The organism is Sediminibacterium sp. KACHI17 (assembly GCF_040362915.1).
Lineage (GTDB): Bacteria > Bacteroidota > Bacteroidia > Chitinophagales > Chitinophagaceae > Sediminibacterium.
Genome location: NZ_AP029612.1, coordinates 253,950 through 269,843, shown reverse-complemented (window position 1 = coordinate 269,843; position 15,894 = coordinate 253,950). Strand labels below are relative to the sequence as shown.

The following is a 15,894-nucleotide window of genomic DNA, read 5'->3' as shown; positions in this document are numbered from 1 at the left end:
GGTTTTGACTTTTGGCTTTTGATTTTCAATTATTTACAATGTCTTCCCTTTTAGCGCTGCTCCCACGGCCTGGTCCATGGCTCGCTCAGCAAAAGGCCTGGTTATTTCATTTAACTCTTCTATCTTACTCTGTATCAAGTTTTTATCTTCCATAGTTAAAGCCAATTGAAGCGCCTGCATCGCATTCGCAGTGGCTAACATTTCTTCTTTGGTCATCAAATCCGGGTTCTTGGCAATGAATTTTTCCGTCACTCCCAATATCTGCTCTCCTTCAGTTCTGGCTTCCACCAAAGCCCTGGTCACCATATCATCCTTGGCATGAGTGATGCTATCCAGCAACATTTGTTCAACTTCCTGATCGGTCAACCCATATTGCGGTTTCACTTCAATACTTTGTTCTACGCCGCTACGTAACTCTTTGGCTTTCACTACTAAAATACCATCTGCATCTATTAAAAATTGAACTTCAACCTTAGGCAATCCTGCTGGCATTCCCGGAATACCGGTCAAATTGAACTCAGCCAGCTTTCGATTATCCTTTACCAGATCTCGCTCCCCTTGGTACACGGAAATACGCATCCCACTTTGTCCATCTTTATGGGTAGTATATTGTCTGCCTACCCGCGAAGGTATTTTAGAGTTTCTCGGAATGAGCACATCCATTAGTCCACCCATGGTTTCGATACCCAGACTCAAAGGCGTGATATCCAATAACAGAAAGTCTGTATTGTTTCCAGCCAATATATCTGCCTGAACTGCCGCACCCAAAGCAACTACTTCATCAGGATTCACTTCATCGTTCACAGGCTTACCAAAGAAAGTACTTACCGCCTCTTTAACAGCCGGAACACGCGTACTCCCTCCCACCATCACCACTGTGTCAATATCGTTGGTTTGGAGTCCGGCGTCGGTCATGGCTTTTTTACAACAATCGATCGTTCGATCGATCAAAGGCTGGATCAATGAGTTGAATTCATCTCTAGAAAGACTCAATTGATCACCATTCAACTCAGCCTGAAACACAGTATGATCACTCAAATATTTTTTAGCTTCCTCGGCTTTCAATCTTAATGATTGTGCTAATATTTTATTGATTTTTAAACCATTATGATCAATACCTACTTTTTTTATCCAATGTTGAACAATCGCTCTATCCAAATCATCACCACCTAAATAGGTATCACCATTGGTACTCAGCACTTCAAAAATGCCATTTGCAATTTTCAAAATAGAAATATCAAATGTTCCGCCTCCTAAATCGTAAACAGCGATCGTTTTCTCTTCGTACTTATTGATTCCTAAACCGTAGGCCAGACTTGCAGCCGTTGGTTCATTAATGATCCGCAAAACATCCAATCCGGCCAACTTACCCGCATCTCGAGTTGCCTGACGTTGCGCATCATTGAAATAGGCAGGAACAGTGATGACCGCTTTGTTCACAGGCGTTTTAAGTATATGTTCAGCTCTTTCTTTTAACTCTTTGAGAATGAATGAAGAAAGATCAATTGGAGAATAAAATTTATCCCCTACCTGTACTTTGACCAAACTCTCTGTATCATCATCAATGACTTTATAGGTGAAAAGATCAGCATGCTCTTTTACATCTCTATAGCTTTTACCCATTAGTCTTTTAGCACTGAAAATGGTATTGGCAGGATCGGTTTCCAAATACTGCTTAGCGGCCTCTCCCACTTCAGGATTACCAAATCCATCGAAATGCACCACACTAGGCACCAAGCTGCTGGAATTGAATTCCTTTAAAGCAACCGGAACCTTGCTTTCCGGATGTATGATCGCCACCAGACTATTGGTGGTACCAAGGTCTATCCCTACGATCATTTCAGCCTGTTGTAAACTACCTGTTGCAATATTGATCCCAATCTTTGCCATTATTCCTTATTTGAACCGCAAAAATACACCATCGGAACAGAGAAATAAGGAACCGCCGAGTCAGGAATCAGAAAGTATCGGAAATCATAAACGGTTTAGGGCTGATAGTCCATAGTCCATGGCTTATAGTAAGAAAAGCCACTTAAATAAGCAGAATCTTTACCCATTAGAGAAACACCTCAAAATATTGACAATTCACCATTCACCATTGACTACTCACTACTCACCACCTCAGTACCACTCACCCAATCATGCAGGGGCTTACCCAGGATGGGGATGAAAAAGAGGTCGATGACCGTGATTCTTGTGAGGCTGCGCAGGAGGATACGCCAGAAAGCGGCTCTTTTACCTTCTTTATTGACCACTTTGGAGTAACTAAGCCATTTCGCAGGGCTCTTTTGGAAGATGGTCTCAAAAAAACTATAGTACACAAACAAAGTCCCGAAAAATATCCATCCGAAATTCAGATATGGATATCCCCAATAACGAACGTAAAAAGTCCAGCCCTTGTTCAAGCCGATGGCCAAGAACAAGATCACCACAGTGTCGATCAAAAAATTCAGGGTACGGGTACCTTCACCAACTTTTCGCATGGTGCAAAATTAGTGTGTAGTGAGTAGTCAGTAGTGAGTTTTTTTATCCTTGACTTCTTACTCACTACTGACTACTCACTACTCATTATCTTTGCCGCAAATCGACAAAAGATGACATTAATTGAAGAGCTGCGTTGGAGAGGAATGATTCAGGATATCATGCCCGGAACAGAAGAGCTATTACAAAAAGAAATGGTTTCCGGATATATTGGATTCGACCCCACTTCTGATAGTTTACATATCGGCAGTTTGGTTCCTATATTATTATTAGTGCACTTACAGCGTGCCGGACATAAACCCATGGCATTGGTAGGTGGTGCTACAGGTATGGTAGGCGATCCTACCGGAAAAAGCGAAGAGCGTAATTTATTGAGTGAAGAAGTATTGCTCCACAACCAGGAAGGTGTTCGCAAGCAATTAGAAAAATTCCTTGACTTTGATCCAGCGAAGCCAAACGCTGCCGTGATGCTGAATAACTATGACTGGTTTAAAGATATCAGCTTCCTAAGCTTTATCCGCGATGCCGGTAAGCATATCACTGTTAATTATATGATGGCCAAAGACAGTGTGAAGAAGAGATTGGAAGGCGAAACAGGCATGAGCTTTACAGAATTTACCTACCAGTTGATCCAGGGCTACGACTTTTATTGGTTATACCAAAACAAAGGATGCAAACTGCAGATGGGTGGCAGCGATCAGTGGGGTAATATCACAACCGGTACAGAATTGATCCGTAGAAAAGCAGGCGGCGAAGCTTTTGCGTTTACTTGTCCATTGATAAAAAAATCCGATGGAGGTAAATTTGGTAAAACTGAAAAAGGGAATGTATGGTTGGATGCCAAAAAAACATCCCCCTACCAATTCTACCAATTCTGGTTGAACGCCAGCGATGAGGATGCTAAGACCTGGATCAAAATATTCACCCTATTACCTGTTGCAGAAATAGAAGCATTGATCGCAACACATGATACAGCTCCACATCAACGTGCATTACAGAAAAAACTAGCAGAAGAACTGACCTGCTTTGTTCATAGCAAAGCAGATTATGATTTTGCAGTAAAGGCTTCTGAGATCCTTTTCGGAAACGCCACTACAGAAGTTTTGCAAAGCTTAAGTGAAGAGCAATTATTGCAGGTAATGGAAGGTGTTCCTACCGTTGAGATCAGCAAAGCACAATTGGATGCAGGGTATGATCTTGTCAGCTTCCTTGCTGAGACCAATATCTTCCCCAGCAAAGGAGAAGCCCGCAAAATGTGGCAGTCTGGAGGTGTTGGGTTGAATAAAGAAAAAATTTCTTCAGAAAAAACATCCCTTACTAGTGCTGACCTGTTGCAGCATAAATACCTGTTGATACAAAAAGGGAAAAAGAATTATTTCCTCGTAAAAGCGATTTGATCCAATTAACAGATAAAAGCTACTACTCATAGCACAAGAGCAGTAGCTTTTTTTTGGATCTTATAATTTGTTCCAGAAGGCTTTCAATACTTTCAGGTCTGCTTCAATATGATCGGTCATGGTTGAATGTCCGGCAGCAGGTATCTCTTCAAATACAGCTCCCTTTATCAATCGCTGATAACTTTTCACTGTTGAAGGACGTGCAGCATCATATTGTCCGGTCGTAAATAAAACCGGCACTTTGATCTTCTCCAGATCGGGTGTCCGATCATATGCTTTCAAATTGCCGGTAGCCATGAACTCTTCCGGCCCCCACATATGACGATACACTTGCAGTGACTGTAAACGAAGTGAACTGTCTACATAAGGAGATAAAGGTTGTTTCCGATTGTAAAAATTACTGTAGTAAACTGTGAGTGCATTCGCCAGCTGTACCGAGTCCTGCCGCACTCCTTTTCGAAAATTTTGTAAAACCTGTGCAGTACTATCGGGTAATTGCATCATCAATGTATCAGCATCAAGCATCCAGTTCTTGGTACGTAAACAAGGACTTGCCAATACAACGGAGCGAATATTTTCAGGATGCTGCAAATAAAAATCGGTGGCTAGCATGGTACCGAATGAATGTCCATAAAGATCAAAGGTTTCGATCTTCAATGCTTTCAACAATGCAGATACCTGATCAACATGTGCTTGCATATTCATCAAGCTGGTATCCGAGAGCTGATCAGAGCGCCCGCAACCCAATTGATCAAAAACGATCACCGTACGTTCTTTTGACAAAGAATCCGCCAATGGAGTCAGGTAATAACTGGTAAAACCCGGACCGCCATGCAGCATTACAACAGGAATACCATCACCACTACCCCATACACGATACCATATCTTCCCTCCCTTCACTTCAACAAATCCTTCATGAGGTGTAAGTGTTGGCGCTGATGTTTTATCGGCACAAGCAAACAGCATCAGCGTCATCATCGCAAAGAGGAAATAATAAATAATACGTGTCATAATAGCTGGATATTGTATTGACTATAATGGATCATTTGATTGTTTTTAGTTTCTCCCACATTTGCTCAGCCACCAGCTTGTTACCTATATCATTCAAATGCACACGATCATAAGTAAGAATTTTAGCATCCTGATTATTGGGGTTATGGGCTTTGCTATAATTCAAGAAAGCTGCGCGCAGATCAACCAGTGGTAAACTGTTGTCGCTGGCATACTTTCTGATCCAATTACTGTAATGATTCAATTCACCATCCTGTGGATTTGTTCCATCATATCGTTCACCGATCACAGCAGGAGTACAAAGAACCACTTGAATACCCGCTGCTTTTAGTTTATTGACGATGGCCTGGTAGAATGTTCCAAACTTATCATAATCAGTACCGGTTCCCATCATGCTCTTGTGCCAGATATCATTCACACCAATATATATCACTACGATCTGAGGTTGTAACTTCAGCACATCTTCTTCCATCCGTAAAAACAAATCGTACACTTTATTCCCACCAATACCTTTACCGATCAATTCATACTGGCTAGACTTATCCTCATTCCGAATGATATCCTCTATGACCCGAATATATCCATTCGGCTTTACGCCCAACTCTGTAATGGAATCACCAAAAAATAGGATCTTCTTTTTCCGATCAGAACGATACGCAGACAAAACAAACATTGCTGCAATGAATAGTGTGAAGAGGATGAGTTTGTTCATGTTTTAGGTGCTGGGTACTGGGTTATGGGTTTGCAGGTGATCAGGTTATCGGGTAATCGGGTTATTGGGCTCCTATTAACCATTAGCTATGATCCATAAGCCATAAGCTATGGACCATGGACTAATAAACATCCGTCATCACAGGTGTGGTGCTGGCGCCCATTTGTTCAACAAAGGTTCTTTCTTCAACCAGGTATCCGTTTCCTTTGGCACAAAAATGAACTTTCAGATTTTCAATGGTGATCGGATTACCTTCCGGTATATCGGCCATATTGCTGTGACGGATATCATGTCCGTCCACAATGATCACAGGTCCACTACCGATGGCTTCCATTCTATTTCCCTGTGTGATCAACATTCCGGTATCTTCTCCCAATCCAATGCCAATACAGGATGGATTCGCTGCAACTGCCTGTGCCAATCTTGCAAAACGACCACGCTTTTCAAAATGAGAATCAAAGATGACATTATCCATGAATGCCAATCCGGTTGTGATTTTCACTTCCCCTTTTAAATGGGCACGGGTAGCATTCCCCTCATAGATCATGGTATTACTCATCGCCATAGCACCGGCAGATGTTCCTGCAATAACAAAACTTTCTGACTGATATCTTTCATGAATGGTCTTCAAAAAAACAGTACCCCCGAAAATAGCAGACAGTCTGAGCTGATTACCACCACTGAACATCACCCCTGCACATGTACGAATGCGCTCCACATAATCTGCACGCATGGCATCTTCGCGATTACGAATATGTAAGAGACCAATATCCGTGCATCCGATCTTCCCAAAAGCATTCAGGTAATTTTCTCCTACCTCATAAGGAATGGTAGAAGCCGTGGTAACCACTTCTATTCGCGAATGAATTCCGCCGATCTCTTCTACGATGCGACGCAGAATTCCCAATTCAAAAAAATTGAGGTTATTACGATGAAACTCTCCTTTTTCAAGATCGGTTCCTTTGTCTTCAGCTCCGCCTATAGCGATCAGTTTACCTTTAGGAATACGCATTCAGTAGAAATTCTTTCCAAACAAAAATAAGTGATTTCAATGGCTAAGGCTTACCCAAAAATGTGCTATATTGATCATCTTCCCTAATGGGTATTCTCTGTGAATAAATAAGCCAACCAAACTGTTTCTATGAAAATTGAAGAGATCAAAGTCCTGCGCGGACCGAATTACTGGAGTGTTCGTCGCCCGAAACTGATCCAGATGAAATTGAATCTGGAAGAACTGGAGCAAAGACCTACCAACACCATTGATGGCTTTCGGCAACGCCTGGAATCCCTTTTTCCTTCTATGTATTCTCATCGTTGCAGTGTTGGTAAACCGGGTGGATTTTTTGAGCGTGTAGATGAAGGAACATGGATGGGACATGTGATTGAACATATTGCACTGGAATTACAAACCCTGGCAGGCATGAATTGCGGATTTGGCAGAACCAGAGGTACCGGCAAAGAAGGAGAATACCATGTCGTCTTCAACTATATGGAAGAAGATGCAGGTGTTTATGCCGCCAAAGCATCTGTTCGCATTGCACAATCATTGGTAGATGCTGTTGCATATGATTTATCGGAAGACATTCAACGCTTGCGTGAGATACGCGAAGACACACGCTTGGGGCCTTCAACCGGTTGTATCGTGGAAGAAGCTGCTAAACGAGGCATTCCTTATATCCGCTTGAACAAACAAAGCCTGGTACAATTAGGCTATGGAGTACACCAAAAAAGAATCCGTGCCACCATTGCAAGTACTACATCAAATATTGCAGTAGATATCGCTTGTGATAAAGAAGAAACCAAAAATCTATTAGAAGCTGCAGAAATACCGGTACCCAAAGGAACCGTCATCAGAACCGAGGCCGGACTAGAAGATGCAGTTGCCAAGTTCGGTTATCCATTAGTGATCAAACCGATTGATGGCAATCATGGTAAAGGTAATACCACCAATATCACCACCTGGGAAATGGCACTCAAAGCTTTTGAAGCTGCCAAACAATACAGTAGATCCGTGATCGTTGAAAAATTTATTACCGGCGTCGACTTCCGCGTATTGGTGATCAACTACAAATTTGTGTGTGCTGCATTAAGAACTCCTGCATCAGTCATTGGAGATGGTGTGCATACCATTCAATGGCTGATCGATGAAACCAATAAAGACCCTCGCCGTGGTTATGGACATGAAAAAGTATTGACACAGATCACGATCGATCAGTTCACACAAAAAATGTTAGATGAGAAAGGATACACTTTAGACACCATTCCACCCAAAGATGAATTGGTATTACTGAAACCTACTGCCAACCTTAGCACAGGTGGTACTTCTACAGATGTAACCGATGAAGTACATCCGGTCAATATTTTTCTCGCTGAACGAATTGCCAAGATCATTGGATTGGATATCTGCGGTATTGATATCATGGCTCCGGATCTGCGCGCACCTATTTATGAAAATGGAGGTGCCGTACTGGAAGTCAACGCAGCTCCCGGATTCCGTATGCATATTGAACCTGCAGAAGGACTGCCCCGCAATGTGGCAGAGCCTGTGATCAATATGTTATTCCCCAAAGGTTCTGATGGACGGATTCCCATCATTGCTGTTACAGGAACCAATGGCAAAACCACCACTACCCGACTCACCGCACACATATGCAAAACAGCCGGACGAAAAGTAGGTTATACCACGAGTGATGGCGTATACATACAGAATCAGCTGATGATGAAAGGTGATTGTACCGGTCCACTCAGTGCCCAATTCGTACTCAGAGACCCTACTGTTGATTTTGCGGTATTGGAATGCGCACGTGGAGGTTTATTAAAAGCAGGACTGGCATTTCAGCATTGTAATGTGAGTATCGTGACCAATGTAACTGCTGATCATCTTGGTCTCGGTGGAATTGATTCTCTCGAACAAATGGCAAGGGTAAAAGCAGTGATTCCGGAAACGACATTCAATCATGGCTTTGCCATCCTCAATGCTGATGACGATCTAGTGTATAACATGTACAAAGGTCTAAGTTGTAATGTAGCCTATTTTAGTATGGACGAAATGAATCCACGCATACAGGAGCATTGTAATAAAGGAGGCTATGCGGTGGTATTTGAAAATGGGTATGTATCCATCCTTAAAGGCACATGGAAAATACGCGTGATCAAAGTAAGTGAGATCCCCATTACTTATGGCGGGAAAGCGGTCCATAATATCATGAATACCCTACCTGCCGTACTGGCGACCTATTTGTTTAAAGACATTAGCATCGAAGATATCAGAACTGCACTGACCACATTTGTTCCTTCACCTTCACAAACCCCGGGCAGATTGAACCTGTTTGAATTCAAACATTTTAAGTTCCTGGTAGATTTTGCCCATAATCCTGCAGGATTGGAACTGCTCTGTGATTTTGTGGGGAAAATGGATGGTTTCCCGAAAGTGGGTATCATCAGCGGAACCGGTGATCGTAGGGATGAAGATATTCGGGAATTGGGAAGGATCTCGGGCCGAAGTTTCGATGAGATCATCATCCGCCAGGATAAAAACCTACGGGGTAGAACAGCAGAAGAGATCGTAAACCTCTTGGTAGAGGGCATCAATGATACCAAAGGAAAAGATATCCCTTTGACCATTATTTATAATGAAAAAGAGGCCATCATGCATGCCTATAATACTGCCAAACCGGGTTCTCTGATTACCATCATGTGTGATGTAGTGGCGGAAGCGCTGGATTTAATTAAGGCGCTGAAAGAAAAGGAAGATTTGAATGAATAAACTTGTATACTTTTTAATTCCGATCAATGATTGATCGGAATTAAAAAGAAAAGTTCATACCAATACCCAACACATTTAATCTGTCAGAGCCTTTAAGACTACCAGACTGATAACGCATTAGTAACTCGTAGTTACCAAAATCATAGCCAATACTTTGCGAGTAAGTAAAATTCACATTTGAATCTGTTGCTGATGCAGCTCCATTCTTTGCTTTAAGAGTATAGAGACCTGCTCCAACCTGACTTTCAAGAAAAACTCTTTTTATATCATGTCTGTATCCTAACATCAGCGGTATGATTGTATATTGCGAACTCACTCCCGGCACTAAAGTTTTGATTCCAAAATTTTGATACCCGATACTCAACAAAAGGTGACCCGGACTTTTAAAACTATAAGATCCTTTAAGGCTACCTCCAATTCCGGTATTAGCTACCTGAGAAAAATTTCCCAATGGAAATGAGACTTCAGGAACGATCCTCAGCTCAAATTGTTGCGGTCTTTGACCATAAATTTCAGATTTGATACAAACAAACAATAACAAAAGAAAAATATACTTTTTCATAACTACTATGTTTTGAAAATGATGATTAGAATATAAGTTATACTTTATTGGTCAAATAATAAGATCAGAAACGAAAACCTGTTGAGTACCGAAGAAATGGATAAGTCCGAGTAAAATCAGGATAATCCGCATAGTTTCCTTGCAAACTGAAATGCCCAAGCTCTAATGTAAAAAATAAATTTTTCCGAGGCTCGTACCTCACTTCATTGGTAACAGTATTTAAGAAAAAGTTAGATCGATTTCCATTCAGTGTTTTAAACCAACCGCCACGGTATTGGAAATTGAGAAATAATACATCATGAAAACTAATCTCAGTTCCCGCATGATACCCAATACCCGGACCATAATCATAGTTTCTACCTTCTCCATAATAGAGATATACATCCGGTACAGCAGCCAATGCTATGACACTTCCTCCGATAGTTGTTCTTAGTTTGTTTCGAGGATTTTTTTGCTTCCAGTCAGACAATACTGTAAAGCGAAAACTTTGAGCGCCATATTCGAATGCATTATTTTTGAAAAAATCATAATTCATACTGATCAGTCCCATACTCTTTGCACTCATCTTCCATCTACGTATGTAACCCGTCACCATTAATGTATTGAGGTAGCCAGAATCAGAAGCACCTACCTCTGCTGACATATTAAAAGCACTAAAAGGAATCACAGAAGCTTCATCCGGATTACCATATAGCAATCTTAATCGCATATAAAACTCGTTATTTCCTCTTCGCTTTAAAAAATCAGAAGACCTTTCGCTAAAAAAACGCCCACCATAATCTACAAAAGCATTCACCAGTTTTGTACTTGAATCTCTTGTTCTAAATGGTTCAACACGTCCCCATTTACGATTCAGAATTCGGTTTAATCCATTCATCGGATTGATGATTAACCCAAGTACTTCTTGTGTTGTTCTTTTAAATCCTCTTGCTGAGGGGTCAATTAAAGAGTTAGCAAGTCGGTGAGTCATTTCACCTAAAGAAATACCACCTAAGCTTGTATTAATAAAGTCATTCGGTGCAGGAACATGTGTTTCCCCTGCTATTTCCCAAAACAAACTACCAGAAAAAGCTGCAGGAGCCGATTGCCAGAATGAATACCCATTACTTCTGAATGCATTGAAATACAAACTTCCATGAAAAGGGTGTGCAAATTGATTGGTTTGAAATGAATTATCATCCCATTCCCATGAAGAAGGATTTACGTTGTTCGATAAACTCTTGAACGAAATTTTCGCAAAATCAGCCTTTCGTACAAATCGATTAATAGACCATGGAATTGCCTGTGTTATAAAAAGTTCCGAAGTAGCCCTAATAGCTTTACGTTCTCCTATGATTATATCCTGAATAGCTGGCTGAAATTTAGACGAGTCAGGAGATACCGATGGATTAATTTGCGCTGTTGCTATCAATAGCATCCCAAATAAATGCAGAACCAAAAAGAACCCCCTTCGGATCAATAATATTCTTCTGCGAAAAATGTAATTACTCACAATACAGCTCTTTTGTTTTGACTGAATGATAACTGGTATACTATACCTACCCCTATCATTGTAAGTTTTTCAACACCCGCATTCTTCAAATTGCCCTGCTGGTATTTAGCGAACCAATCGAAGTGGGCAAAATTGAATCCGAATGTCTGAGCCCAAGTAAAATTGGTTTCTGACTTACTCAACGATTGTCCACCACCACTTACTTTTATAGTATAGATTCCGGTTCCGATTTGTGTTTCTGAATAAAATTTTTGGATGTATCTCCTGTAACCAAATAAAACTGGCACAATGGTATAATCAGATGAGTAGCGAGGATCAATAACATCATTTTTGATTTTGAAATCTGAGTAAGAAGTCTGAAATGTAAATTGATCACCGGATTTAACAGATAATAATCCTTTGATCAGCATACCCTTACCCAGCTGGTATACCTTTGAAAAATTTCCGGTTGGCAATCCTAATTCTAATCCGGCTTGTATTTTCCATTTACTATTTTGAGCATTACCGTTAGAAACATAAAATAATGCGGTTCCCAATAAAGCAACCAAGTAGCATTTGTTTACAAGTCGTAAAAGCACTCTATTCAATGTCATAATTTTTTTTGATATCCTCTAATGTTTTATGAGCTTGTATATATGCTTCCTTTAACCGATCAATCATTGCCAAGAAAGATTTCTTGTAAAATAATCTGTCTCCAATTGCATGATTTAAGAACGCCTTACCTGATGCAGTTAAAGGGACTGCTGATTCCATGGATTTCCGAAGAGCTGCAAAATCAAACAGATTAAAATAGAACCTTTGATTAACAACTTCCGTATTCATGATATTTCGCTGTAGTTGAAACTTTCGTATGGACTGATCATATCGCATAATAGCTGTAGCTACTACACTTTTCCTAATCAACCTAAGTCCTGCTCCACTTTTTAATTGCTGAATCGTTCTATCATCATAAGAAAAATCTTGGAATCCTTGAACGTCTGTCCATAATCGATAAGCTGTTCTCGAATCTGATAAAACTTCGGGAGATGCTAATACATCCATTAAGGTATCCATTTGCCTTACCTGACTTTCGTAGTCAGATAATAAAATGTTGATTTGTGCTATATCTGATGTAATGTCCTCTACAATAGAAGAAATATATTCTTCTTCGTATTCATGCTCAACAACACTATGAACTTTCATTTCCGCAAAAAAGCCACAGAGTACAGCTAAAAAAAGCATGAAAAATTCTTTAAGATTTGCTTTCCAGCCAGATCCATGTGAACCATGATGACGATGAACTTCCATATGTAATAGTTATCTTATGATAAAGATGATTTAAGCAATGCTTGATTACCGAATGCTTTCTATTTCAAACCTACGCATCGCTTCCCCTTCAACCATTTTATAGGTAATGAATCGATATATTGGATAACCTTCTTTAGATTTTCCTGCTAATGGAAATCGTCTCATCAGCCTGTTTTCCAGAATTCGACATTCATCATGACCACGATATTCTTTGAAAACTTCAGCATTATCCCGTAAGTCAGGCATAGCAATCATACTCATCGACTTCATTTTATTCACTGAAAAACCGATCACTTGTACCGGTTTATCTCGCTGCGGTGTAGAAGTATAAATAAGTAGTTCAGGAGATCCATCTGCATTCAAATCTTCGATCTCAGCATCCATGATCTCTTGATCCGTTAAAGGGGTAATGTACGGTGCAGCATGATGCTTCAATCCTACGGTTGTAACCGTCAAAAGAGGAATACTATCAGTACGAATAGAACGTACTTCGAAGAATATATTTTGTAGTGAGAGGTTTTTTAGAAAAATGGTTTTATCAACCTGTTGTTCATCTAGAGGTTGGGCTTGTCTTTTGTATTTTCCGGCAATAGAGGCGCCTCCAGAACAAAAATACCCCAACATCATTTCGTCTGCCTCTGATGGGGCACGAATGATTAAATCGGATGCACGTACAATAAAATAAATGGTAGCACCATTTACCTGAGCTGTAAGTGTCGAATCATCAAGTATAGTGGCATTTGCATCGAAAGTGCAGGTAGCTTTTTTTTGATCAGCTCTTGATCTGACAGACACATGCACGGTACTGTCATTGACCAAAGAGGTTACAACGCCAACCCAATCATACCCTTCTGCTCTTTTTACATAAGCATCATCTACGAAAAAGCCAGCCCATCTTTCAGCAGAAGATATTTTTATAATTTTACCTTTCTGAGATGCGGGGTTAGTGCAGCCAATCATCAATAGGCCAAAAAGGCCAATTAGGGGTTTTATGCTCATGTGCCGGGTTTAGCAGTTATGTCGATTGTAAGCCCTGTTACTAGACTCAATATAACATAAATTAAAATGCAACCATCATTCTGTTAATCTATTCAAAGTTCATTTTTGGAATTAGTTGGCAACGGTAAAATCCGTCTCAAAGACACGATCAGTCAAAAAATGACCGAAATCTGTACAGGGAGTAATAACGCCAACTTTTGCAATAAGCTGGCCATCAATCGAAGTTCAAAAAGCTGGGCTTAACCGACGAAAAAGCGCATCAACTCCTAAAAAATTTTGGAACAATTGATATCCTCCCCTATTTTTGCACCCCATTCAGAAATGAATAGGTCGGATTGCCCGATAGTATAAGGGTAGTACAACTGATTTTGGTTCAGTATGTCTTGGTTCGAATCCAGGTCGGGCAACGAAAAAAGAAAGCCTCACAGCAATGTGGGGCTTTTGCTTTATGGCTACTCCTCGAAGTAAACTTTTGGAAAGTTTCGGAACTTTCCAAAAGTTGTATACCACTACTTACCATTAGCAATAATTAATTGTTCGTATGCAATTTCTATGGTGTCCACGGCAACTTCATTACCATCAGACTTAAGGTCAGTACTACTGATCTTGGTTGGCCACGCATTATTCAATTGCCATTGCATAGTTACCTTCCCATTTTCATCAAGTAATTTAATTAGCACCGTTCTTCTTTTAATAATGTTCATCTTAATCTCATTGTACCAATCCCAAAAAGTGTTGTCGTTAACAAATACTCCTCTTTTCATAGTGATGTTTCCGTATTTGACAATACCAGGCATTTTTACGGTTGAGAAAAGAGGACTGTTACTCTTACGATATTCAATAACTTGGCTTTCGGCTTCCATACCGGATACTTCTTGAAAAACAACACCTTTTAATTGTGTTCCCATATCAACTTCAAATCTGAACTTTGGCAAAGGCCATGTAGCGCCTTGTTTGCTACCGTCATCTGCTGACATAACTATTTATTTTTTATTAATTAAAATGAGTGCATAATTGATTATAAGATTAACTAGATCTTGTAGTTATTCTTTCTCCGAAAGGAGTATTTCCACCTTTTTACCCATGCTCTCCATAGAAGCAGTTTCCCACATCATCTCCCGAAGTATGAGAAGATGAACTTCTTTATATTTTGACATGTTGCAGAAAAGAAAAAGCTTTTACTACTGTCGTTTCAATTTTATAAAAGGAACCTTCAATAAATACCAAAAGCTTTGTTGCTGATCTGTATCAAATTCTCTAAGTCCTGGTTTTATTCCCTCAACAGGTTTATAAGTAAATGTGCCAAATAATCTGTCCCATAAAATAAAAATATCAGCAAAGTTAGAATCGGTATAATGCTGATCTTGGTCGTGATGTATTTTATGAAGATTAGGTGTTGTGACTACAAGCCCAACTGTTCTGTCTAACCACTGGGGGAAACGTAGGTTGGCATGTTCTAGGAAAAACAAAGGTGTTACAATAAAAAAGTATAGACCCAGTGTAACCAGATCGAGCCCAAAAATACCGGCAGCTAGAATATTGCTACTGCCAAACCAAAGGAAGGTTTCAATCGGGTGTCCCCGAAAATTAGTGGAAGCATCCATCTTTGTATCGCTGTGATGAACACGGTGAAAACGCCACAAGAAAGGAACAATATGACCAAGACGGTGAAACCAGTAAGAAACGAAGTCGAGCATTGCCACACCCAGGATAAGTTTTAACCAATAGGGCATATCTAGCATATAAAACAACCCAATCTGCCGACTGTTGGTCCATTCAACACAGAACACAACTACATAAGCCCATAAAAAATTAAGACCCACAAAAATTATCCCTAAAAGAATATTGTTCCCCCAGTGTGTGGTTCTGTTAGTAGTTTGAATCTGGTTTTCAAAAAAATATTCAAGACTGTAAAACAAAACAATGAGTCCAATAAGAATATAGTTGGGGTCTATTGCCAGCAGTTTTTGTAATAGTTCCATCGTAAAAATTTATGCAGGTGATGAATTATTAAGCCCCACTTTTTCTTCATTGCAGAGACTACTTTTTGGATGTTCTCGGTAGCTCTCTCGCAGAGTACGCTGCGACCGCTCACACTTATGAAAGTTAATCATAAATTTTCACGATTGATCCTTCTGTAACAAATTAGTAAGCTTAAAAGCAAATGATACCCCTAGCTGTGTAACG

Annotated in this window: 14 protein-coding genes and 1 tRNA gene; 3 read left to right on the top strand and 12 right to left on the bottom strand. The window is 40.2% G+C overall.

The features are described 5' to 3' along the window. Positions 1-33: 33 nt before the first annotated feature. Both hscA and ABXG83_RS01025 read right to left on the bottom strand, forming a co-directional pair. A complete protein-coding gene (gene hscA, locus ABXG83_RS01030; protein ID WP_353549647.1) occupies positions 34-1,890 on the bottom strand; it encodes a Fe-S protein assembly chaperone HscA in 1,857 nt (618 codons plus the stop codon). A gap of 212 nt (positions 1,891-2,102) precedes the next feature. Next, positions 2,103-2,483, bottom strand: a complete 381-nt coding sequence (locus ABXG83_RS01025; protein ID WP_353549646.1) for an RDD family protein — start codon at positions 2,481-2,483, stop codon at positions 2,103-2,105. A gap of 111 nt (positions 2,484-2,594) precedes the next feature. Here ABXG83_RS01025 and tyrS point away from each other — a divergent pair, with 111 nt between their 5' ends. After that, on the top strand, positions 2,595-3,878 hold the full coding sequence (gene tyrS, locus ABXG83_RS01020) for a tyrosine--tRNA ligase (RefSeq protein ID WP_353549645.1): 1,284 nt from the start codon (positions 2,595-2,597) through the stop codon (positions 3,876-3,878). 60 nt (positions 3,879-3,938) lie between these two features. Here the strand turns inward: tyrS and ABXG83_RS01015 are convergent, their stop codons facing one another. From ABXG83_RS01015 to ABXG83_RS01005, 3 genes are all read right to left on the bottom strand, one after another. Then, on the bottom strand, positions 3,939-4,889 hold the full coding sequence (locus ABXG83_RS01015) for a proline iminopeptidase-family hydrolase (protein WP_353549644.1): 951 nt from the start codon (positions 4,887-4,889) through the stop codon (positions 3,939-3,941). 31 nt (positions 4,890-4,920) lie between these two features. Then, positions 4,921-5,601: a GDSL-type esterase/lipase family protein gene (locus ABXG83_RS01010; protein ID WP_353549643.1), complete on the bottom strand. Its 681-nt coding sequence runs from the start codon at positions 5,599-5,601 to the stop codon at positions 4,921-4,923. A 121-nt stretch (positions 5,602-5,722) separates the two neighbouring features. Continuing rightward, positions 5,723-6,613 carry a cyanophycinase gene (locus tag ABXG83_RS01005; protein ID WP_353549642.1) on the bottom strand — a complete coding sequence of 297 codons (891 nt, stop codon included), beginning with the start codon at positions 6,611-6,613 and terminating at the stop codon, positions 5,723-5,725. Between the two features lie 129 nt (positions 6,614-6,742). Between ABXG83_RS01005 and cphA the strand changes: the two genes are divergently transcribed. Then, positions 6,743-9,367 carry a cyanophycin synthetase gene (gene cphA, locus ABXG83_RS01000; RefSeq protein WP_353549641.1) on the top strand — a complete coding sequence of 875 codons (2,625 nt, stop codon included), beginning with the start codon at positions 6,743-6,745 and terminating at the stop codon, positions 9,365-9,367. Positions 9,368-9,407: 40 nt separating this feature from the next. On the opposite strand, the gene ABXG83_RS00995 is transcribed toward cphA, so the two are convergent. From ABXG83_RS00995 to ABXG83_RS00975, 5 genes are all read right to left on the bottom strand, one after another. Further along, positions 9,408-9,929: a hypothetical protein gene (locus ABXG83_RS00995; protein WP_353549640.1), complete on the bottom strand. Its 522-nt coding sequence runs from the start codon at positions 9,927-9,929 to the stop codon at positions 9,408-9,410. 64 nt (positions 9,930-9,993) lie between these two features. Continuing rightward, positions 9,994-11,421: a DUF3943 domain-containing protein gene (locus ABXG83_RS00990; protein WP_353549639.1), complete on the bottom strand. Its 1,428-nt coding sequence runs from the start codon at positions 11,419-11,421 to the stop codon at positions 9,994-9,996. Next, positions 11,418-11,969 (bottom strand): hypothetical protein, encoded by a 552-nt coding sequence (locus ABXG83_RS00985; RefSeq protein ID WP_353549638.1) that lies wholly within the window; start codon positions 11,967-11,969, stop codon positions 11,418-11,420. The genes ABXG83_RS00990 and ABXG83_RS00985 overlap by 4 nt, the downstream gene beginning before the upstream one ends. A 31-nt stretch (positions 11,970-12,000) precedes the next feature. Further along, positions 12,001-12,708, bottom strand: a complete 708-nt coding sequence (locus tag ABXG83_RS00980) for a hypothetical protein (protein ID WP_353549637.1) — start codon at positions 12,706-12,708, stop codon at positions 12,001-12,003. Positions 12,709-12,753: 45 nt separating this feature from the next. Further along, positions 12,754-13,707, bottom strand: a complete 954-nt coding sequence (locus ABXG83_RS00975; RefSeq protein ID WP_353549636.1) for a hypothetical protein — start codon at positions 13,705-13,707, stop codon at positions 12,754-12,756. Positions 13,708-14,043: 336 nt separating this feature from the next. Between ABXG83_RS00975 and ABXG83_RS00970 the strand changes: the two genes are divergently transcribed. Beyond that, a tRNA-Gln gene (locus ABXG83_RS00970) sits at positions 14,044-14,114 on the top strand. Between the two features lie 102 nt (positions 14,115-14,216). Here ABXG83_RS00970 and ABXG83_RS00965 read toward each other — a convergent pair. Beyond that, positions 14,217-14,684, bottom strand: a complete 468-nt coding sequence (locus ABXG83_RS00965; RefSeq protein WP_353549635.1) for a phage tail protein — start codon at positions 14,682-14,684, stop codon at positions 14,217-14,219. Between the two features lie 204 nt (positions 14,685-14,888). Next, positions 14,889-15,689, bottom strand: a complete 801-nt coding sequence (locus ABXG83_RS00960) for a sterol desaturase family protein (protein ID WP_353549634.1) — start codon at positions 15,687-15,689, stop codon at positions 14,889-14,891. Positions 15,690-15,894 lie beyond the last annotated feature (205 nt).